The sequence below is a fragment of the Pedococcus sp. P2_D9 genome, assembly GCF_056404275.1.
The window spans coordinates 1-19,634 of the sequence record NZ_JBFUEI010000002.1 but is presented as its reverse complement, the minus strand read 5'-3'; the positions used below and the strand labels follow the sequence as shown (position 1 = coordinate 19,634).

Here is a 19,634-nt window from a genome sequence, read left to right as displayed (position 1 = left end):
CGGTGACGGGATCACAGCTTCGGGAGGATCTCCGTCTCCCAGATCCGGCCACGCTCCCCGTCGTCGAGGTGGCACGCAACGTAGTGGCCAGGAAGGGTTTCGCGAAACGCCGGGCGCTCACTCGTGGCCAGGCCGTTGGTGCGGTCCCCGAAGGCACACCGTGGGTGGAAGGGGCAGCCCGAGGGAACGTTGATCAGGCTGGGCGGAGTGCCCTTGATTGGGAGCAGGCGCTCGGTGCGTTCGCGGTCCAGCCGTGGCATCGACCCGAGGAGGCCCCAGGTGTAGGGGTGCTGCGGTCGCTCGAAGATCTCCTCGGAGGAGGAGTACTCCACGGACCGGCCGGCATACATCACCATGATGTCGTCGGCCAGCTCGGCCACGACCCCCAGGTCGTGGGTGATGATGATGACCGCCGAGTTGAACTCACTCTGGAGGTCGCGGACGAGGTCGAGGATCTGCGCCTGGACCGTGACGTCGAGTGCGGTCGTCGGCTCGTCGGCGATGAGCAGGTCTGGGTCGCACGAGAGGGCCATCGCGATCATGGCGCGCTGCCGCATCCCACCGGAGAACTGGTGGGGATAGTCGTCCACCCGCGAGCTGGGCTGGGGGATACCGACGCGCTTGAGCAGGTCGATCGCGTGCTTGCGGGCGGTCGCCTTCGGGACGTCGTTGTGGACCCGGTAGGCCTCGATGATTTGGTGGCCCACCGTGTAGAACGGGTGCATCGCCGACAGCGGGTCCTGGAAGATCATCGCCATCTTCTTGCCCCGCAGCGCCCGGATCTGGTTGGGCGTGGCGCCGACGAGCTCCTCGCCGTCGAGCAGGATGGACCCGGACATGTTGACGGTTCCCGGCTTGTGCAGGCCCATGATGGACATGCTCGTCACGCTCTTGCCGGAGCCTGACTCGCCCACGATGCCGAGCGTCTTCCCGCGGGCAAGGTCGAAGGACAGCCCGTCGACGGACTTGACCACTCCGTCGTCGGTGGGGAAGTGGACGCGCAGGTCGCGCACGGACAGGAACGCATCCTTGGCCGGCGCGCCCATACCGCCGATGCCCACCGTGTCCGGGCGGCTTGCCGTGCGGTCGGTGGTCTGGGTCATGAGGCTCGCACTCTCGGGTCGATGACGGCATACAGGAGGTCCACGACCAGGTTCGCCAGGATGATGAAGAAGGCGCCGATCAGGGTCACGCCGAGCACCTTGGGCAGGTCGTTGTTGGTCACGGCCTGCACTGCGTACTGCCCGATGCCCGGCAGGGAGAAGGTCGTCTCGGTGAGGATCGCGCCGCCGAGAAGCAGACCGAGGTCGAGGCCGAAGATGGTCAGGATCGGGGTGAGGGCCGCCCGGAGGCCGTGCTTGATGACGACGTCGCGCTCGCCGAGCCCCTTGGCCCGGGCGGTGCGGATGTAGTCCTCGTTCATGGTCTCGAGCATGCCCGCCCTGGTGAGCCGCGCGTATGCGGCGGCATACAGGAAGGCCAGGGTGATCCACGGGAGGAGCAGGCGGTAGGCCCAGTCGAGGGGGTTGCTCGCGTCCATCGGGTTCGCGCCGCCGGGCGCAGTGATGCCGAGGGCATAGCTGAAGACGCTCAGGCTGAGCAGTCCGGTGAAGAAGATGGGGAGGGAGACGCCGGCGAGGGCGACGCCCATCATCGACCGGTCAAGGGCGGTGCCTCGGCGTAGCGCCGAGACGACACCCGTCGCCACCCCGCCGAGGAGCCACAGGAAGGCCGCGCCGGACGCGAGGGAGAGGGTGACCGGTAGCCGGTCGAGCAGATCGGGCAGCACAGGGTTCTGGCTGACGAAGGAGTACCCGAGACAGGGTGCGGGGCAGTGGTCCACACCCGCGCCCGTGCTGTAGTCGGCCCCTGCGACGATGCCCTTGGCGAACCGTCCGTACTGCTCCCAGAGGGGGTCGGTGAAGCCGAGGCGCAGGGCAGCGGCGTGGATCTGCTCCTGGCCGGCACTCTTGCCGACGTAGCGGGAGGCGAGGTCATCGGCGGTGGCGCCGCCGATACGGGGGACGAGGAAGAAGATGCAGAACACGACCGCGCTCACGATGAAGAGCAGGATCGCCGCGCCGAAGACTCGCCGGATGATGTAGGTCAGCACTGTGAGTGGCTAGACGCGGTGGCGGTCAGCCAGCCTGGCCGGCTGACCGCCACCGTGTCGACGCCCCACCTACTTTCTTGGGTGGCGTTGGTGGGTGGGAGTGGAGCTGCTACTTCTTGGACGTACCCATCGCCGTGTAGTCGTACTGGTTGAACCCGTCGTTGACGAAGATGTTCGTCAGGTTGTCGGGGCGGAAGAGCAGACCCTTCGACCAGACGCCCGGGATGACTGCGGCGTTGTCCATGACGAGCTTGTCGGCGTCGCCCCAGATCTTCTCGCGCGCGGTCTTGTCGTTCTCGGCGAGAGCCTTGTCGATCAGTGCGTCGACGGCGGGGATCTTGATACCGAGGTTGGTGTTACCCGACGGACGGATGACCCGGCTGTCGATGATCTGGCTCAGGAAGCCGAAGCCGTCCGGCCAGTCAGCGCCCCACCCGTAGATGATCAGGCCGAGCTTGTTCTTCTTGGCGTAGTCGGGCTTGCCGGCGTAGAGCTTGGTGTAGTCCGAGGTCGGGAACGGCTTGATGTTCAGCTTGATGCCGACCTTGGCCAGCGACTGCTGGAGCGACTCGGCCGTTGCCTTCTCCTTCGGGCGCTCGGCACGGTACGAGACGGTGGTCTCGAAGCCGTTCGGCTGACCGCACTTGGCGAGCGCGGCCTTGGCGCCTTCGACATCGCCTTCAGGCTTCGACTTGAAGTTGTAGAGGTCGAAGTCGACGTGACCCGGGACGACCGGCGGCATCAGGCTGGTCGCGATGTCGCCACCCGTGGCGCCACCGTAGGCGCGCTGGTAACCGGTCTTGTCGTAGGCCAGCTCGACCGCCTTGCGGCAGTCCACGTTGTCGAACGGTGCGACGTCACTGTTGATGACGGTGAACCAGGTGCGCGCGGCGGCGGCGTTGTCGGTCTTCGCCTTGAGGTCGGCGTTCGCGAGGATCTTGCCCTGCGACGCGGCCTGGACTCCGGTACCGGCGATGTCGACGTCGAGGTCACCCGCCTCGAGGCGGTTGTCGATGTCGGGCGCGTTGAGACCGAGCTCGACCGTGAGCTTGTCCGGAAGAGCCTTGCGGCCGGACTCCGGGTCGGTCTTGGGGTCGTAGTTCGGGTTGCGGTCGAGCTCGTACCGCTTGCCGAACTGGTAGGTCGTGAACTTGTACGGACCCGTCGAGATGACGTGCTCGCGGTACTTGGTACCGGTGTCCTTCGCCACGGGGACCGGCGAGGTGGCCGGGAGCTGGGCGAAGTAGTCGAACCCGGAGAAGGCCGTCTTCAGGTGGAAGACGATGGTCTTGTCGTCCGGGGTGTCGATGGCCTTCAGGTTGTCGAGGTTCTTATCCTTGTAGACCGAGTACCCCGCCGGGACGTCCGCGAGGAAGTCGTTGAAGTAGGTCGGCCCGTTCGGGAACGTGTCCTTGTCGAGCTGGCGCGCCACGGCGTACTTGACGTCCTTGGACGTGATCGCGGAGCCGTCCTCGTACTTCAGCCCGTCACGCAGGGTGTAGGTCCAGGTCTTGTTGCCGTCGCTCGCCTTGCCCAAGGACGTCGCGAGGTCCGGAACGAGCTCGGTGCCACCCGAACCGGGTGCCGACTTGAACACGACCAGGGTGCGCGCGTAGTTGCGCAGGAAGTTCCAGGAGAGTCCGTAGTACGTGTCTCCGGGGTCGACCGAGTCCCAGTCACCCGCCATACCGAAACGGAGCGTGCCGCCCTTGGTGTCGGAGGGCCGGAAGATCTTGCCAACCGCGGCGTTGGCAGCCGGCTTGGCGTCGGCTCCGCTGCTCGAGCTGCCGGAGCTGCCCGAGCCACCCGAGTTGTCGGCACACGCGGACAACCCCAGGGCAAGGGCAGATGCCGAGGCGATCGCCAGAATGCGTTTGTTCTTCATGTGTGGTTGCGCTCCTTGTTCGGTGTAGGAGGGAACTGCGTGGTGCGGTGGGTTCTACCGCGCCCGTGGGTCGAGGGCGTCACGAAGGCCGTCCCCGAACAGATTGAAGGCCAGCACCGTCACGAAGATGGCCAGGCCGGGAGGCAGCAGGAACCAGGCGTCCACCTGGTACCACTGGGCGGCGTCGGAGAGCATGCCGCCCCAGGTGGCGCGCGGCGGCTGGACGCCGACCCCCAGGTAGGACAGTGCTGCCTCGAAGAGGATGTTCGTCGGGATGAGCAGCGTCGAGTAGACGAGGATCGGCGCGACGAGGTTGGGGAGCAGCTCCTTGACGAGCACACGCGGCGACCGTGCGCCGAGGCTGCGTGCCGCATCGACGAACTCGCGCTCGCGCAACGACAGGGTCTGTCCGCGGATGATGCGGCCGACGTAGGGCCAGTTGAAGAAGCCGATGATGAAGACGATGACGGAGATCCGCAGCGCATCGCCCCTGAGGCCGAACGCGCGGTCCGGGATCACGCCGGCGAGGGCCAGCGCGAACAACAGGATGGGGAACGCGAGGAAGATGTCCATGACGCGGCTGATGATCGTGTCGACGATCCCCCCGGCAAACCCGGCGATGGCACCGAGCGCGGTGCCGATGACCACCGAGACCAGGGTCGCCAGGAAGGCGATCAGCAGCGAGATCTGCGAGCCGTAGAGGACGCGGCTGAACAGGTCACGGCCGTTGACCGGCTCCAGGCCGAAGGGGTAGTCCGCGGAGGCGCCGCCGTACTTGCCGATCGGCACCTGCGTGTCGGGGTTGATGAGCTTCTGGTGGAACTCGTTCGGGGGGTGGCCCAGCAGGCCGACGATCAGGGGCGCGCACACCGCGATCACGATGAGGGCCAGGACGACGAGCCCACCGGCCAGCGCAAGCTTGTCGCGCTTGAGGCGACCCCACGCGATCTGGCCCAGCGAGCGCCCCTCGATCTTGCCGGCACCCTCCAGCACGCTCTCGGGCGTCGCTGTCGTGGCGCCCGGCTCGAGCTCTAGGGGAGCACTCATGGGTGGCGCACACCTCCATTGTTGACGACCGTGTCCCTGCCTGTTCGTCGGGCAGCGTAGCGTCGGACAACCCGACTGTGGGACGGAACGCGCTGAGCCCTTCGGCGCCCATCATCCGGCTCGCGTGGGTCCCTCACAACAACCTGATGCCGAATCGTGACGCGGCGACGGAGATCCTCCGGACCGCCACCGCCGGTCCACGAAATCCCGAGTCCGCGGCGAGCAGGGACAAAACTGGCACAGTGGGACGCATGACGACCCAGCCGGAGGGGGCTCGCGTGGCGGCAGTGGTCGGCGCGGCCATCGTCGACGACCTCCTGCACCCCACGGTGTTGCTGGCTGCCCGACGGACGGAGCCACCGGCGCTCGCGGGCGGCTGGGAGTTCCCCGGCGGCAAGGTCGACCCGGGGGAAACCCAGGAGGAGGCGCTGCACCGCGAGGTTCGCGAAGAGCTCGGCGTGGAGGTGGAGCTGGGCGCGCAGGTGCCGGGCCCGCTCCAGGACGGCCGCTGGCCCCTCGGCGAGGCGTTCGCCATGACGGTGTGGCTGGCTCGTGTGACCGCCGGTGTCGCGGCTCCGATCGAGGACCATGACCAGCTGCGCTGGCTGCGCCGGGAAGAGCTCCACGACGTCTCGTGGCTGCCCGCAGACCTGCCGATCGTCGACGCGATCGCGCCCCGCCTTTATCGGGTCTAGGGACAAAGGCTGCCTTCACCCCGAAACGGTTCCGGGGTGAAGTCGCCCCAAACCCCTAGACCCGATAAAGGTGAGGTATGCCGCGTGGCCCCGTGCGGCATACCTCACCACCCGTGGTGGCGGTGTGGGCGTGCTCACGCGCGCAGGCGCGCATGGTCAGCGCGTGCTCAAAAGCCTGAGACAATGGTGCTCATGCCTATGAAGACCCGCGATGACATCCGCAATGTCGCCATCGTTGCCCACGTTGACCACGGAAAGACCACTCTGGTCGACAAGATGCTCTGGCAGGCCGGTGCCTTCGGCGAGCACCAGCACGTCGACGAGCGGGCGATGGACTCCGGTGACCTGGAGCGCGAGAAGGGCATCACGATCCTCGCCAAGAACACCGCGATCCACTACGCCGGCAAGGCAGCCGCAGAGGCCGGTCTGCCCGACGGTGCCACCATCAACATCATCGACACCCCGGGTCACGCCGACTTCGGTGGCGAGGTCGAGCGCGGCCTCAGCATGGTCGACGGTGTCGTCCTCCTCGTGGACGCGTCCGAGGGGCCGCTCCCGCAGACCCGGTTCGTGCTGCGCAAGGCGCTCGCGGCCAAGATGCCCGTCGTCCTGTGCATCAACAAGGTCGACCGTCCCGACAGCCGCATCGCGGAGGTCGTGGACGAGGTCTACGAGCTGTTCATGGACCTCGACGCCGACGAGCACCAGATCGAGTTCCCCATCGTCTACGCCTCGGCCAAGAACGGCCGCGCGTCCATGAACCGCCCCGAGAACGGCGGCCTGCCGGACGCCGAGGACCTCGAGGCGCTGTTCGAGACGATCCTGTCGACGATCCCCGCCCCGGTCTACGACGACGAGGCGCCGCTGCAGGCCCACGTCACCAACCTCGACGCCTCCAACTTCCTCGGCCGTCTGGCTCTCCTGCGCGTCCACAACGGCACGATCCGCAAGGGTCAGTTCGTGGCTTGGTGCAAGGTCGACGGCACCGTCGAGCGGGTCAAGATCACCGAGCTGCTGATGACCGAGGCCCTCGAGCGCAAGCCTGCCGAGTCGGCCGGTCCCGGCGACATCATTGCCATCGCGGGCATCCCCGAGATCATGATCGGCGAGACCCTCGCCGACGCCGAGAACCCCATCCCGCTGCCCGTCATCACGGTCGACGAGCCCGCGATCTCCATGACCATCGGCACCAACACCAGCCCGATGGTCGGTCGGGTCCGTGGCTCCAAGGTCACCGCCCGCATGGTCAAGGACCGCCTCGACAAGGAGCTCGTCGGCAACGTCTCGTTGCGCGTGCTCCCCACCGAGCGCCCCGACGCCTGGGAGGTGCAGGGCCGTGGTGAGCTGGCTCTGGCGATCCTCGTCGAGCAGATGCGCCGCGAGGGCTACGAGCTGACCGTCGGCAAGCCGCAGGTGGTCACCCGCGAGGTCGACGGCAAGACCCACGAGCCGGTCGAGCGCCTCACCATCGACACGCCCGAGGAGTTCCTCGGCGCCATCACCCAGATCCTGGCCACCCGCAAGGGGCGCATGGAGCAGATGACCAACCACGGCACCGGCTGGGTCCGGATGGAGTTCCTGGTGCCGTCGCGCGGCCTCATCGGCTTCCGCACGCTCTTCCTCACCGAGACCCGCGGCACGGGCATCGCCCACCACGTGTTCGAGGACTACGAGCCGTGGTTCGGCACCATCACGACCCGCACCAGCGGCTCGCTCGTCTCCGACCGCACCGGCGTCGTGACGGCCTACGCCATGGTCAACCTGCAGGAGCGCGGCACCCTGTTCGTCGACCCGACCACCGAGGTCTACGAGGGCATGATCATCGGCGAGAACTCCCGCGCCGACGACATGGACGTCAACATCACCAAGGAGAAGAAGCTCACCAACGTGCGCGCCTCCTCCTCGGACAACTTCGAGAAGATCGTGCCCCCGCGCAAGCTGAGCCTCGAGCAGTCGCTCGAGTTCTGCCGCGAGGACGAGTGCGTCGAGGTCACACCCGAGGCGGTCCGCATCCGCAAGGTGGAGCTCGACCAGACCGTGCGCGCGCGCAGCGCGGCTCGGGCCCGCAACGCCTGAGCGCGTGCTGGGAGCGATGCAGGCACAGCGGATCCCGAGGACGGCCGCCCTCCGGGGCGGCATCCTCGGGCAACGCGTCCGCAGGGTTCAGGCCCTCGCCGTGGGGGTGGCCGTTGCCGCCCTCGGGGTGTCCGGCTGCACGGGAGTCGGGTCCGATGGCGGCGGCGGTGCCGCCGAGGCGGGCCGGTTGTCCGTCCTGAGCCTGGGACCGGTCGCGACCTGGGACCCGCAGCGCATGTCGACGGCGCAGGACATCGCCTTCGCGGGCAGGGTCTTCGTGCGCACCCTGACGGCGTTCCCGGCGGGTGCCGACGCAGCCCACCAGCGCACTGTCGAGGGTGACCTCGCCACCACGGCGGGCACGGTCGACTCCACGCTGAAGACCTGGTCCTTCACCCTCCGCAGCGGTGCGTCCTGGCAGGACGGGTCGCCGGTCACGTGCGAGGACCTGCGCTATGGCGCCTCCCGGTCCTTCGCGGAGCCGTTTGCCTCCGAGGGCCTGAACTACCCGCTGGCCTACCTCGACATCCCCCGCAAGGCGGACGGGTCCTCCAGCTACTCCGGTCCCGATGCCAAGGACCCCAAGGGGCAGGCGGCCTTCGACAAGGCGGTGTCCTGCGACGGCTCGACCGTCACCTACCGGCTGAGCACGCCGATGGCCGACTTCAACCAGGTCGTCGCACTGCCCGTCTTCGCCCCCTTCAAGCAGTCGCAGGACAAGGGCAAGGACGGCACCTATGCCGTGTTCTCCAACGGCCCCTACCAGCTCAAGACGCCCTGGGACCCGAGCTCCGGCGGCACCTTCGTGCGAAACCCCAAGTGGGACAAGGGATCTGACCCCATTCGCCAAGGGCGGCCGACGTCCATCGACTACGTCGAGGGCACGGAGTCGCAGACCGCGGTGCAACGGGTGGTCAACGACGACGAGGCAAACCGACAGTCGCTGACCCTCGACTCGGCGCCCCCGGCGATGCAGCAGCACATCCTCTCCGACGCAGCCCTCTCGGCCCGGTCGGTGAACCCTTCGGCACAGTTCGTGGACTACCTGGCCCCCAACCAGGTCAAGGGCGTGATGCGCAACGCCAAGGTGCGCCAGGCCTTTGCCCTCGCGACGAACCGCGAGGGGTACGTCACGGCTCTGGGCGGCGCGAGCGCAGCCAGCGCGGCCCACACGCTCATCGGTCCCTCCCTGCCCGGACACAGCGACGTCGACCCGGTCGGGTCAGGTCCGTCCGGTGACGCCGCGCGGGCCCGGGCGGCGCTGCAGGAGTCGGGACTCACCCTGCCGGTGAAGGTCCGCGTCGCCTACCGGTCGACCCCCACGTCCGACAAGGCACTGGCCGCCCTCGTGAACGGGTGGGAGGAGGCGGGTTTTGCCATCCAGCTCCAGCCGATCGCCAAGGACTACTTCGCCGAGGTGTCGGCTCCCGGACGCACTGACCAGACCGATGTGTTCTGGGCCAACTGGGCGCCCGCATGGCCCTCCGCCTCCACGGTGATCCCGCCCCTGTTCGACAGCCGGATCAACGTGACCAAGAACGGCAACGGCCGCGACTTCGGCGGCTTCTCCGACCCGGCGGTCAACCAGGAGATCACCCGCATCGGGGCCCTGCACGACCTCAGCAGCCAGGCGACGGCGTGGGCAGCCCTGGACGCGTCGTTGGCCGAGCGCGGCGCCTTCATCGCCCTCGCGCAGCGCAAGGCGCTCTACGTCGCCGGCAGCTCGGTGACCGGCCTGGGCGCCAACGAGGCGCTGGGCGGGTTCGTCGACCTCGCCACGGTGGGTGTGAAATAGCGCCGTGACCGTCCCCGCCCAGCCGCTGCTATTCGTCCACGCCCACCCCGACGACGAGACGCTGACGGCTGGCCTCACGATGGCCCACTACGTGCGGGCCGGTCACCCCGTGCACGTGCTGACGTGCACGCTGGGCGAGGAGGGTGAGGTGATCCCGCCCGGGCTCCAGCACCTGGATGCGGCGCACGAAGACGCGCTCGGGCCCCATCGCCTCGCCGAGCTGCGGGCCGCCATGGAGACGCTCGGGGTCACCCACGAGGTGCTGGGGGAGGACGCCGAGACGGGCGCACTGTCGCGTTACCGCGACTCCGGCATGGCCGGCACGCCCAGCGCCGCCAACCCTCGCGCGTTCGTCAACGCCGACCTCGGCGAGGCCGCCGACCTGGTCGCCGGCGTCGTGCGCCGGGTCGGGCCGGTCGTCGTCGTCACCTACGACGAGCAGGGCGGCTACGGCCACCCCGACCACATCCAGACCCATCGGGTCACCTGCGCGGCCCTCCGTGCCCTGCCCGAGGACGAACGACCGCCCTTGTATGCCGTGCTGACGCCGGCCTCATGGGCCCGTGAGGACCGCGAGTGGCTGGCCGAGCACCCGCCCGTCGGGACCGGCTGGTCGCTGCCCGACCCCGACGGGGAGTACCCGCCGTCGGTCGTGGCCGACGCCCTGGTGACCCACGAGGTGGTCGACCCCGCCTTGGTGCCCGTGCAGGCAGACGCCCTGCGGCACCACGTCACGCAGGTCACCGTGGCCGACACGGGAGACGTGTACGCCCTGTCGAACGACATCGCCGCCCGGATCCCCGGGCGAGAGGGTTTCGCGCTGCTCGACCCGGTCACCGGACGGCTGGCGACAGCCGGGGCGTACGACGAGGCGGCAGGCGCCGCGGGGGCGACCACGCGGCATACCGGGCTTCTCGCTGGGCTTCTCGCTGGGCCGCTGGATGGGCCGCGATGAGCCCGCTGGACGCTGCGGGGGACTCCGCGCTGCCGCTGGGCGTGGGCCCGGTCGACCCCGACCAGTTCCGGCTGGCCATGGGGCGGTTCGCCACGGGGGTCGCCGTCCTGACGACCTTCAGCGGGGGACACGACCACGCGATGACCGCCAACGCCCTCACCTCGGTGTCGATGGACCCGATGCTCCTGCTCGTGTGCGTCGAGGTGGATGCGCGGTTCCACGACGCGATCATCGACTCGGGGGTCTGGGGAGTCAGCGTGCTGGGGGCGGCGCAGCGGCCCGTGGCGGACTGGTTGTCCACGCAGGGGCGACCGCTGCACGGCCAGCTCGACCGGATCGCGCACGGTCGAGGTCCGGCCACCGGCGTCGCGCTGCTGAGTGACGCGCTCGCCACCATCGAGCTGCGCACCACGGCCGTGCACCCGGCGGGAGACCACAGCGTCGTCCTGGGCGAAGTAGTGTCGCTGTCGAGCAACGAGCACCCCGCAGATGCGCTGGTGTACTACCGCAGCCGCTACCAGGCGCTGAAGTGATGGGAGTCCACCCGTGAAGGACAGCGGTTCATCGGCGCTGCGTCTCGGGGTCGCCGTGGCGGTCCTGCTGGCCGCCTACCTGGGCATGGCCTGGTTCCTCGGCCGGCACATCCCCGCCAACTCGACGGTCGCGGGCGTGCCCGTGGGCGGCATGTCGCCCCACTCGGCCGAGAGCACGCTGCGCCGGGCCCTGGGGGCCAAGGAGTCCGCCAAGCTGACCCTCAAGGCCGGTGACAAGACCTTCGAGATCGACCCCAGGTCTGCCGGGCTCGCCATCGACTACGCCGGCACGGTCGACGGGCTTTCCGGCTTCAGCGCCCAGCCGGCGGACCTCTGGGACAAGCTCACGGGCGGCTCGGACGAGAAGCTGCGAACCACTGTGGACCGGCCTCGGCTCGAGGCGGCGGTGAAGGGGGCCGAGGCGACCCTGGACACCCCCGTCGTGCAGGCTGCCATCACGTTCCCGGGTGGGAAGGTCGCCGTCGTCAAGCCCGAGACTGGCGCCACGCTCTCGGTCGCCGAGACCGCCGACGAGATCGTTGCGCGATGGCCGACCACGTCAGGGATCGCTCCCCGCCTGCACCAGGTTGCCCCCGCGGTGTCGGCCGAGGAGGTCGACCGGGCCGTGGCCGAGTTCGCCAACCCAGCCATGTCGGGCCCCGTGACGGTCAAGGTCGGCGCCAAGTCTTTCGCCGTCGCGCCCGCTGCCTACGCGCCCAGCATCTCGATGCAGGCCGACCCCACGGGCAAGCTCGCACCGGTGGTCGACAACGCGAAGCTCGTTGCGGCAGTGCGCAAGGCTGCCGCGGCCGCCGGTCTCGAGGCGAAGCCCAGAGACGCCAAGATCACCTTCAAGGGCACCAAGGTCGTCGTGGTCCCTGCCGCTGCTGGGGCGACCCTCGAGGAGAAGTCTGTGGTCGCGGCCTTCGTCCCGGCCATGACCGACCCGGCCCGGACCGCAACGGTCGTCACGACGGTCGTGCAGCCCAAGCTGACGACTGCGGAGGCCGAGAAGATCAAGCCGCGTGAGGTGGTCTCGACCTTCACGACCAACTTCCCCTACAACCCGCCGCGCACCAACAACATCACGATCGCGGCGCGCACCCTGAACGGCACCTACGTCGGTCCCGGCGAGCAGTTCAGCCTCAACGCCACGCTGGGCCAGCGCACGGCGGCCAAGGGGTACATGTCGGCCCCCGTCATCGAGGACGGCCGGCTGAAGAAGGACTACGGCGGCGGCGTCTCGCAGGTGTCCACGACGACGTTCAACGCTGCCTTCTTCTCCGGTGTGCGGATCGACCAGTACCTGCCGCACAGCTTCTACATCTCGCGCTACCCCGAGGGCCGCGAGGCGACGGTCTCCTGGCCGGACGTGGACCAGAAGTGGACCAACGACACCGGCTACGGGATCCTCATCCAGGCCTCGGTGTCCTCGAGCTCCATCACCGTGACCTTCCACGGCACGAAGGTCTGGGACATCGAGTCCGTGAAGGGCCCGCGCCGCAACGTCGTGCAGCCCAAGACCATCGTCGACGACCGGCCGGGCTGCGTCACGCAGTCGGCGAGCACCGGCTTCGACGTGACGGTCACGCGGGTCTTCAAGAAGGGCGGCAAGACGGTGAAGACGTCCAGCTTCTCGACGCACTACATCCCCGAGGACAAGGTCACCTGCACGCACCCCAGCGCCGGCTGACGTCTCGACGGCTGACGTCTCGGCGGCTGAGGTCAGCTCACGAGGTGGGCATAGGGGTCGGGACGCTCGGACTCGCTGCGCAGCACGCAGAACTCGTTGCCCTCGGGGTCGGCCAGGGTGACCCAGCCCGTGCCCGGACCGTGGTGGTCGCGCAGGTCGTCGACCAGCGTGGCTCCGTCGGCGAGCAGCCGTTCGACCTCCTCGTTCATCGTCCGGTCGGTCGGCCAGAGGTCGAAGTGGATCCGGTTCTTGACGGTCTTGCCCTCGGGCACCTCGATGAACAGCACCCGTTGGCGCCCGTCGGGGGAGAAGATCATGCACTCCTCGTGACCGGGGAGGTTGGGGTCGCGCGGGTCCTCCGAGAACCCGAGGAGGCGGCCCCACCAGACGGACTGGTCGTGGGCGTTGGCTGAGTCGACGGTCGTGTGCGAGATGCGGGAGGTCATGCGACGACTCTGTCGGCCGGGGCCACCTGTGCGCCAGCCGGTTTCGGCTGCGGTCACTGCTGCGTGAGGTAGACGTAGGACGAGTGCACGTCGAAGCCGAGCCGTCGGTAGAGCCGGATGGCGGTGTCGTTGTCGTGCTCCACCTGGAGGTGGATCAGGGCGACGTCCTCGTGGCGCAGGAAGGCGGCCAGGGCGGCGGTGAGGTGCGCGGCCAGGCCGCGTCCCCGGTATGCCGGGTCCGTCCAGACCGCGCCCAGCCCCGCCCAACCGGCGCCGATCCCCAGTCGTGCCAACGCGATCGGCGTGGTGCCTGCCGCGCCGGGCGCACGCAGGCCCAGCTGCTGCGAGAGCCCGCCACCGGGAGCGATGCTGGCGAAGACGACCCGGGGGCTGTCGCGCAGCACCGTCTCGGTGGCGCCGGGCACCGTGGCCCGGGTGCGCCGGTAGGCCTCCAGCCACTCCGGCGTGAGCTCGTCGCTGAGGGTCAGGCTCGGACCCCCGGGGTCGGCGGCCGCGATGGTCTCGCGGGCTGCCGTCAGGTTCAGGGTGCGGCTCCCCGCGGCATAGCCCCGGGCGACGAGCAGCGCGCCCAACGGGTCGCCTGCGGGGTCGAAGCCCTGCGGCCCCGCGAGGGCGAACTTCGCTGGGAGGCCGCGCGCGGCATACCAGGCCTCGACCTCGCTGACGGCGTCCTCGAGGGGCTTGCCGGGGCTGCCGACGGGCACCACGGAGTTGCCGCGCTGGGTGTAGCCGGCGGAGGCGCGGAGCACCCAGTCCCCCAGGGTGCCCCGTTCGACGGCACCCCAGGAGGGGGTCATCACGCGCTGGAGGTCCTCGATCGACAGGGCGAGGTGCGCTGCGCCGCGGCGCGAGGGTTTCGGAGGGACCTCCTTGGCCGCGGTGATCCGGTCCACCGCGATGGTGACGGGGCCGCGCGAGGTCTCGACCGACACGGTGTCGGCATCGCGTCCGACGAGGGTGCCGACGCTGTCGGTGAGGGTCGCTCCGGTGGCCGCGTCGGGGTTCTCCAGTCGCCACCTGACCACGACTCGGGACCCGAGGGGGAGGTTGCTGACGTCGGTCGACATGGGCCGCATAGTATGTGCGCCATGACGTACGTGATCGCCCAGCCTTGTGTGGACCTCAAGGACAAGGCCTGCATCGAGGAATGTCCGGTCGACTGCATCTACGAAGGTGAGCGGTCGCTCTACATCCACCCCGACGAGTGCGTCGACTGCGGTGCCTGCGAGCCGGTCTGCCCGGTCGAGGCGATCTACTACGAGGACGACACCCCCGAGCAGTGGGCCGACTACTACAAGGCCAACGTCGAGTTCTTCGACGACCTCGGCAGCCCCGGCGGTGCGGCCAAGCTCGGCCTGATCCCCAAGGACCACCCGCTGATCGCCGACCTGCCGCCGCAGTCCCACGACGAGTGATCGACGGGTGATCGGCGGCGAGGGCCTGCGCGCCCTGCCTGACTTTCCCTGGGACTCGCTCGCTCCGTACAAGGAGCGGGCGAGTCTCGCTGTTGGGGGACCGGCCGGTGGCTTGGTGGACCTGTCCGTCGGCACGCCCGTGGACCCGACACCCGCCGTCGTCCAGGAGGCGCTGCGTGCCGCCTCCGACGCGCCGGGCTACCCGCAGACCTACGGCACGCCCGCGCTGCGCGAGGCGGTGGCGGCGTGGTTCGCCCGACGTCGCGGCGTGCCTGGCGTCGACCCGGACGGGGTCCTGCCGACCATCGGCTCCAAGGAGCTGGTGGCCTGGTTGCCGACCCTGCTGGGCCTGGGTGCCGGTGACATCGTGGGCTTCCCGGGCGTGGCCTACCCGACCTACGACGTCGGTGCTCGGCTGGCCGGGGCGCGACCCCAGGTGGTCGACGGACTCGCCGCGCTGGGACCGCTGACCCCCGCCACGACGCCGAAGCTGTTGTGGCTCAACAGTCCCAGCAACCCGACCGGTCGCGTCCTGGGTGTGTCGCACTTGGCCAAGGTCGTCGCCTGGGCTCGCCAGCACGGTGTGGTCGTGGCCAGTGACGAGTGCTACGCCGAGCTCGACTGGCGGCCCGATTCCGAGCGCGACCCCGACGTCCCCACGACGCCGAGCATCCTCGACCCGCGGGTCTGCGGTGACAGCCACGAGGGACTGCTGGCGGTCTACTCGCTGAGCAAGCAGTCCAACCTCGCGGGCTACCGAGCAGCCTTCGTGGCCGGCGACGTGACGTTGGTTCGCCGACTGCTCGAGGTGCGCAAGCACGCCGGGATGATCGTGCCGTGGCCGGTGCAGCAGGCCCTCACGGTCGCCCTCGGCGACGACGCCCACGTCGCCGAGCAGAAGGCCCGGTATGCCGCGCGGCGCACCACCCTCCGTGCCGCCGTCGAGGCCTTCGGCCTGCGGGTGGAGCACTCCGACGCCGGCCTCTACCTGTGGGCGACTCGGGGCGAGGACGCCTGGGTGACCATCGGCGCGCTGGCCGCCCGCGGCATACTGGCGGCTCCTGGCAGCTTCTATGGCGCCGCTGGCCGCGAGCACGTGCGCATCGCCCTCACCGCCACCGACGAACGCATCGCCGCGGCCGCCGAGCGTCTCGCCAGGTAGCCGGGCCGATTCCCGACAGCCCCGTGAGTTGGGGTAGCGTCGCAGTGCGCGAGAAGCGCCCGGCACGCACACCAGATCGGGGCGCCCGCACGACGTGGAGGATGGATTTCGGATGACAGACGCAACCGCTGGCGCCACCCTGACGGCCGGGGGCAAGACCCTCGAGCTCCCGCTGGTCAAGGCAGCCGAGGGCAACGACGGCTACGACGTCTCCAAGCTGATGAAGGTGACGGGCAACGTCACCCTGGACTCCGGGTTCGTCAACACCGCGTCGTGCAGCAGCGCGATCACCTACATCGACGGTGACGAGGGCATCCTGCGCTACCGCGGCTACCCGATCGAGCAGCTTGCCGAGAAGTCGAGCTTCCTCGAGGTGTCGTACCTCCTGATCTACGGCGAGCTGCCGAGCCAGACCCAGCTCGACGACTTCGACCAGAAGATCCGGCGCCACACGCTGCTGCACGAGGACCTCAAGGCGTTCTTCGGCGGCTTCCCGCGCGACGCCCACCCGATGCCGGTGCTGTCGTCCGCCGTGTCCGCGCTGTCGACGTTCTACCAGGACAGCCTCGACCCGTTCGACAAGGAGCAGGTCGAGATCTCGACGGTCCGCCTGCTGGCCAAGCTGCCGACCATCGCGGCCTACGCCTACAAGAAGTCGGTCGGCCAGCCGTTCCTCTACCCCGACAACTCGCTGTCGCTGCCCGAGAACTTCCTGCGCATGACGTTCGGCTTCCCGGCCGAGCCGTACGACATGGACGAGGACATGGTCAAGGCCCTCGACCTGCTCCTGATCCTGCACGCCGACCACGAGCAGAACTGCTCCACGTCGACCGTCCGTCTCGTCGGCTCGTCGAACGCCAACCTCTTCGCCTCGGTCTCGGCCGGCATCAACGCGCTGTTCGGCCCGCTGCACGGTGGGGCCAACCAGGCGGTCCTGGAGATGCTCAACACGATCCACCAGGACGGTGGCAACGTCGACACCTTCGTCAAGAAGGTCAAGAACAAGGAGGACGGGGTCAAGCTGATGGGCTTCGGCCACCGGGTCTACAAGAACTACGACCCGCGCGCCGCCATCATCAAGAAGACCGCCGACAAGATCCTCACCAAGGACGGCGTCTCCGACCCCCTGCTCGACATCGCGCTCCAGCTCGAGCAGCGGGCCCTGGAGGACGACTACTTCGTGGAGCGCAAGCTCTACCCGAACGTCGACTTCTACACCGGCCTGATCTACAAGTCGATGGGCTTCCCCGAGCGCATGTTCACCGTGCTGTTCGCCCTCGGCCGCCTCCCGGGCTGGATCGCCCAGTGGCGCGAGATGATCGAGGACCCGCAGACCAAGATCGGCCGCCCGCGCCAGATCTACACCGGTGCGACCGAGCGCGACTACGTCGCCATGGGCGGCCGCTGACCCTCCCTGCTTCTGCAGCAACCTTTGCTAGCAAAGGTTGGGTGATGGTGGACAGGTTGCAACCCGTCCACCATTGACTTCCCTGTGCTGGGACGCGCCGGGATAGGGCGTTGCCGAGCTCCCTGGTATGCCGCGTGCTCACGTCAGGCCGGGCGGCGCAGCCTTGCGCGCGCCACGGCTGCGTCGATTCGCTCCCGGACGAGGGGGAGGTTGTCGACCTCTGACCAGGTGAACCGGACGAACTCGTGGGCCGACCTACGAAGGACGTCCTCCTCGCGACGCTTCTCTGCGGCGAGGTTCTGACGGTGGGCGGCGGCGCTGCCCTCAGCGGCGGTCGGTGTGGCCAGCGCGTACTTGCCCAACCCATCGAACTCCACGACGACAGGATCCTCGTCCAGGAGGAAGTCACCGCGGTATCCGCGACCACCCGGTAGGGGTGCCTGTGGAGTGAACCGATAGCCGATCAGACGCATCGTGTGGGCCAACCTGGTCTCCCCGGGGGATTCGTGGCGGTGGTCAGCCTTGGCGAGCAGCGCCCGCACCGTGGGGATCCCGGGGTGGTGGGCATGCTGGGCGATCGCCGTTGCGAGGGCTTCTTCGGTGACAAGCTCATGGTGCAGTGCGAAATCAGCCGCGATGAGGCTGTCCATCGGCGCCCGGCGGGCGTGGTCGTCGGTGGGGTAGAGCCCAACCTGCACCACGGCCTGCGCCAAGGGGACGGTCTGGAAGCCTTCCGTCGTCGTCACGGGCGCCTGGACGATCTGGGGGTGGATGACCGCCGATCGACGGTGCCGGGTGTGGTTCGTTCTTGTCCGACTGACATGGGCCGTGCCGAGGTCCGCCTGCCACAGCGGTATCCCATGCAGGACCAGGGCGGACTGGTGACTGGCTACCACCCGTCCCTCGAACGATTTCAGCAGTGCGATGGCAAGCAGGCGATGTTGGAGCCGAGCCTGTTCGAAGGCGTCCGCACCCTCCCACGGCGCCCGTTCCTGACCGGGTGCGCGCACGGCATACCAGCCTCGAATAACGCGGCGGATGGCGCCGGCCTTCACCAGTCGGTGCAAACCAGAGGGGTCCACTCCGATCGACGCAGCGGCGGCGGCGGACACGAGGTCGTGCTCCGCGAGGTCGTGCAGGTCCATGTCGCGAGCGTGCCAGAAATCGCCAAGGCGCTCTGAGGTCCCTGTGGACAACCAGCTGTCGGAGCACGACCCAGCACAGGAAACTTGTTCGCGGACATGGTGCAACCTGAGCGCCTGCGAGCAACCTTTGCTAGCTGTACTGACCGGACAGGTTGGTCAAGCGGGTGATGGGTGGCTTGTTCCCGCAGGCGGTGTGGGGTCGGTGGTGGTTGTACTCGTGGATCCATGCTGACAGGGCGGCTCGTCGCTCGGCTTCGGATTCGTAGCAGCGGGCGTAGCCCCACCCGTCGGCCAGGGTGCGGTGGAAGCGCTCGATCTTGCCGTTGGTCTGTGGGCGGTAGGGGCGGGTCTTGCTGACCTTGATGCCCAGCTCGCCGCAGGCGTCGGCCCAGGCGAAGGATCGGTAGGCGGATCCGTTGTCGGACAAGACGCGCTGGATGCTGACGCCGCGTTCGGCGAACCAGGCCACTGCCCGGCGCAGGACCGCGACCGCGGTAGCGGCGGTCTCGTCGTCGTGGACCTCGGCGTAGCCGACCCTGGAGTGGTCGTCGATCACGGTGTGGACGAACGCGTGGCCGAGCTTGGGATTGTGCTGGGTGTTCTTGGGCTTGTCCGGGGTCGCGGCCCGGTTCCGGGAACCTTGGGGTTTGCCGACGAACCGCCACCCGCCGCCGTCGGGGATGTTGCCGAGTTTCTTGACGTCGACGTGGATCATCGCCCCGGGGTAGGGGTGTTCGTAGCGGCGGACCGGTTCACCGGTGGCCCGGTCCACATGGGCCAGCCGGTTGAGCCGGCACCGGGTCAGGACCCGGTGCGCGGTCGAGGGCGCCACCCCGGTCAACGCGGCCAGCTGCACCGGCCCGAGCCGCTTACGCAGCCGCAACGCCACGATCCGTTTCGTGACCGCCGGGCACGTCTTGGCCGGCATCACGTGCGGTCGCGAGGACCGGTCGCTCATCGGCTCGCCCGCGGCATACCGGTCGGCCCACCGCTTGACCGTTGGCCATGAGCATTGGAACCGGGCCGCGACCTCGCTGATCGGGACGTGGCGGTCGACCACCAACTTGGCGACCTTGAGCCGGACACGAGGGGTCAGGGCAGCGTTAGCGTGGGACACGAGGGCCTCCTGTTTTGTGAGCGGATACCTAGGCAGTTCCACTCCACCGCGGGAGGCCCTCCCCGCGCCACTGATCAGATCAGCGGATCACACCCACTCAACCAACGTCTCGGGTCAGTACAGCTAGC

At 68.9% G+C, this 19,634-nt stretch carries 17 protein-coding genes; 9 read left to right on the top strand and 8 right to left on the bottom strand.

Annotation, left to right across the window (positions count from 1 at the left end):
- Positions 1-11 precede the first annotated feature (11 nt).
- From AC1DXJ_RS02810 to AC1DXJ_RS02795, 4 genes are all read right to left on the bottom strand, one after another.
- The gene (locus AC1DXJ_RS02810; RefSeq protein WP_477613456.1) at positions 12-1,103 is read right to left on the bottom strand and encodes an ABC transporter ATP-binding protein; all 1,092 of its coding nucleotides are present in this window, start codon (positions 1,101-1,103) and stop codon (positions 12-14) included.
- Positions 1,100-2,113: an ABC transporter permease gene (locus tag AC1DXJ_RS02805; RefSeq protein WP_477632364.1), complete on the bottom strand. Its 1,014-nt coding sequence runs from the start codon at positions 2,111-2,113 to the stop codon at positions 1,100-1,102. The genes AC1DXJ_RS02810 and AC1DXJ_RS02805 overlap by 4 nt, the downstream gene beginning before the upstream one ends.
- Positions 2,114-2,222: 109 nt before the next feature.
- A complete protein-coding gene (locus tag AC1DXJ_RS02800) occupies positions 2,223-3,998 on the bottom strand; it encodes an ABC transporter substrate-binding protein (RefSeq protein ID WP_477613454.1) in 1,776 nt (591 codons plus the stop codon).
- Between the two features lie 54 nt (positions 3,999-4,052).
- On the bottom strand, positions 4,053-5,045 hold the full coding sequence (locus AC1DXJ_RS02795; RefSeq protein ID WP_477613453.1) for an ABC transporter permease: 993 nt from the start codon (positions 5,043-5,045) through the stop codon (positions 4,053-4,055).
- 251 nt (positions 5,046-5,296) lie between these two features.
- Between AC1DXJ_RS02795 and AC1DXJ_RS02790 the strand changes: the two genes are divergently transcribed.
- The 6 genes from AC1DXJ_RS02790 (at position 5,297) to AC1DXJ_RS02765 (ending at position 12,792) form a co-directional block, all read left to right on the top strand.
- Entirely contained in the window at positions 5,297-5,740 is a 444-nt protein-coding gene (locus tag AC1DXJ_RS02790; protein ID WP_477613452.1) for a (deoxy)nucleoside triphosphate pyrophosphohydrolase, read from the top strand.
- A gap of 192 nt (positions 5,741-5,932) precedes the next feature.
- Positions 5,933-7,816: a translational GTPase TypA gene (typA, locus tag AC1DXJ_RS02785; protein WP_477613451.1), complete on the top strand. Its 1,884-nt coding sequence runs from the start codon at positions 5,933-5,935 to the stop codon at positions 7,814-7,816.
- Between the two features lie 16 nt (positions 7,817-7,832).
- Positions 7,833-9,611, top strand: a complete 1,779-nt coding sequence (locus AC1DXJ_RS02780; RefSeq protein ID WP_477613450.1) for an ABC transporter substrate-binding protein — start codon at positions 7,833-7,835, stop codon at positions 9,609-9,611.
- Between the two features lie 4 nt (positions 9,612-9,615).
- A complete protein-coding gene (mshB, locus tag AC1DXJ_RS02775; protein ID WP_477613449.1) occupies positions 9,616-10,566 on the top strand; it encodes an N-acetyl-1-D-myo-inositol-2-amino-2-deoxy-alpha-D-glucopyranoside deacetylase in 951 nt (316 codons plus the stop codon).
- A complete protein-coding gene (locus AC1DXJ_RS02770; RefSeq protein WP_477613448.1) occupies positions 10,563-11,099 on the top strand; it encodes a flavin reductase family protein in 537 nt (178 codons plus the stop codon). The genes mshB and AC1DXJ_RS02770 overlap by 4 nt, the downstream gene beginning before the upstream one ends.
- A gap of 13 nt (positions 11,100-11,112) precedes the next feature.
- The gene (locus tag AC1DXJ_RS02765; RefSeq protein ID WP_477613447.1) at positions 11,113-12,792 is read left to right on the top strand and encodes a VanW family protein; all 1,680 of its coding nucleotides are present in this window, start codon (positions 11,113-11,115) and stop codon (positions 12,790-12,792) included.
- A gap of 32 nt (positions 12,793-12,824) precedes the next feature.
- On the opposite strand, the gene AC1DXJ_RS02760 is transcribed toward AC1DXJ_RS02765, so the two are convergent.
- Together AC1DXJ_RS02760 and AC1DXJ_RS02755 are read right to left on the bottom strand one after the other, a co-directional pair.
- Positions 12,825-13,238 (bottom strand): VOC family protein, encoded by a 414-nt coding sequence (locus AC1DXJ_RS02760; RefSeq protein ID WP_477613446.1) that lies wholly within the window; start codon positions 13,236-13,238, stop codon positions 12,825-12,827.
- Between the two features lie 53 nt (positions 13,239-13,291).
- Positions 13,292-14,326: a GNAT family N-acetyltransferase gene (locus AC1DXJ_RS02755; protein WP_477613445.1), complete on the bottom strand. Its 1,035-nt coding sequence runs from the start codon at positions 14,324-14,326 to the stop codon at positions 13,292-13,294.
- A 21-nt stretch (positions 14,327-14,347) separates the two neighbouring features.
- On the opposite strand from AC1DXJ_RS02755, the gene fdxA reads away from it, so the two are divergent.
- From fdxA to AC1DXJ_RS02740, 3 genes are all read left to right on the top strand, one after another.
- Entirely contained in the window at positions 14,348-14,674 is a 327-nt protein-coding gene (gene fdxA, locus AC1DXJ_RS02750) for a ferredoxin (RefSeq protein ID WP_066673553.1), read from the top strand.
- 7 nt (positions 14,675-14,681) lie between these two features.
- Positions 14,682-15,836 carry a succinyldiaminopimelate transaminase gene (dapC, locus tag AC1DXJ_RS02745; RefSeq protein WP_477613444.1) on the top strand — a complete coding sequence of 385 codons (1,155 nt, stop codon included), beginning with the start codon at positions 14,682-14,684 and terminating at the stop codon, positions 15,834-15,836.
- A 112-nt stretch (positions 15,837-15,948) separates the two neighbouring features.
- The gene (locus AC1DXJ_RS02740) at positions 15,949-17,244 is read left to right on the top strand and encodes a citrate synthase (protein ID WP_477613443.1); all 1,296 of its coding nucleotides are present in this window, start codon (positions 15,949-15,951) and stop codon (positions 17,242-17,244) included.
- A gap of 143 nt (positions 17,245-17,387) precedes the next feature.
- Here AC1DXJ_RS02740 and AC1DXJ_RS02735 read toward each other — a convergent pair whose 3' ends face one another.
- Together AC1DXJ_RS02735 and AC1DXJ_RS02730 are read right to left on the bottom strand one after the other, a co-directional pair.
- Positions 17,388-18,389 (bottom strand): type IV toxin-antitoxin system AbiEi family antitoxin domain-containing protein, encoded by a 1,002-nt coding sequence (locus tag AC1DXJ_RS02735; RefSeq protein ID WP_477613442.1) that lies wholly within the window; start codon positions 18,387-18,389, stop codon positions 17,388-17,390.
- A gap of 130 nt (positions 18,390-18,519) precedes the next feature.
- Positions 18,520-19,506, bottom strand: a complete 987-nt coding sequence (locus AC1DXJ_RS02730; protein ID WP_477616126.1) for an IS481 family transposase — start codon at positions 19,504-19,506, stop codon at positions 18,520-18,522.
- Positions 19,507-19,634: the final 128 nt, after the last annotated feature.

Coding starts and splice junctions, on each gene's coding strand:
- AC1DXJ_RS02810 (WP_477613456.1), bottom strand. CDS start 1,103: ATGACCCAGACCACCGACCGCACGGCAAGCCGCCCGGACACGGTGGGC.
- AC1DXJ_RS02800 (WP_477613454.1), bottom strand. CDS start 3,998: ATGAAGAACAAACGCATTCTGGCGATCGCCTCGGCATCTGCCCTTGCC.
- AC1DXJ_RS02795 (WP_477613453.1), bottom strand. CDS start 5,045: ATGAGTGCTCCCCTAGAGCTCGAGCCGGGCGCCACGACAGCGACGCCC.
- AC1DXJ_RS02790 (WP_477613452.1), top strand. CDS start 5,297: ATGACGACCCAGCCGGAGGGGGCTCGCGTGGCGGCAGTGGTCGGCGCG.
- typA (WP_477613451.1), top strand. CDS start 5,933: ATGCCTATGAAGACCCGCGATGACATCCGCAATGTCGCCATCGTTGCC.
- AC1DXJ_RS02780 (WP_477613450.1), top strand. CDS start 7,833: ATGCAGGCACAGCGGATCCCGAGGACGGCCGCCCTCCGGGGCGGCATC.
- AC1DXJ_RS02770 (WP_477613448.1), top strand. CDS start 10,563: ATGAGCCCGCTGGACGCTGCGGGGGACTCCGCGCTGCCGCTGGGCGTG.
- AC1DXJ_RS02760 (WP_477613446.1), bottom strand. CDS start 13,238: ATGACCTCCCGCATCTCGCACACGACCGTCGACTCAGCCAACGCCCAC.
- AC1DXJ_RS02755 (WP_477613445.1), bottom strand. CDS start 14,326: ATGTCGACCGACGTCAGCAACCTCCCCCTCGGGTCCCGAGTCGTGGTC.
- fdxA (WP_066673553.1), top strand. CDS start 14,348: ATGACGTACGTGATCGCCCAGCCTTGTGTGGACCTCAAGGACAAGGCC.
- AC1DXJ_RS02740 (WP_477613443.1), top strand. CDS start 15,949: ATGACAGACGCAACCGCTGGCGCCACCCTGACGGCCGGGGGCAAGACC.
- AC1DXJ_RS02735 (WP_477613442.1), bottom strand. CDS start 18,389: ATGGACCTGCACGACCTCGCGGAGCACGACCTCGTGTCCGCCGCCGCC.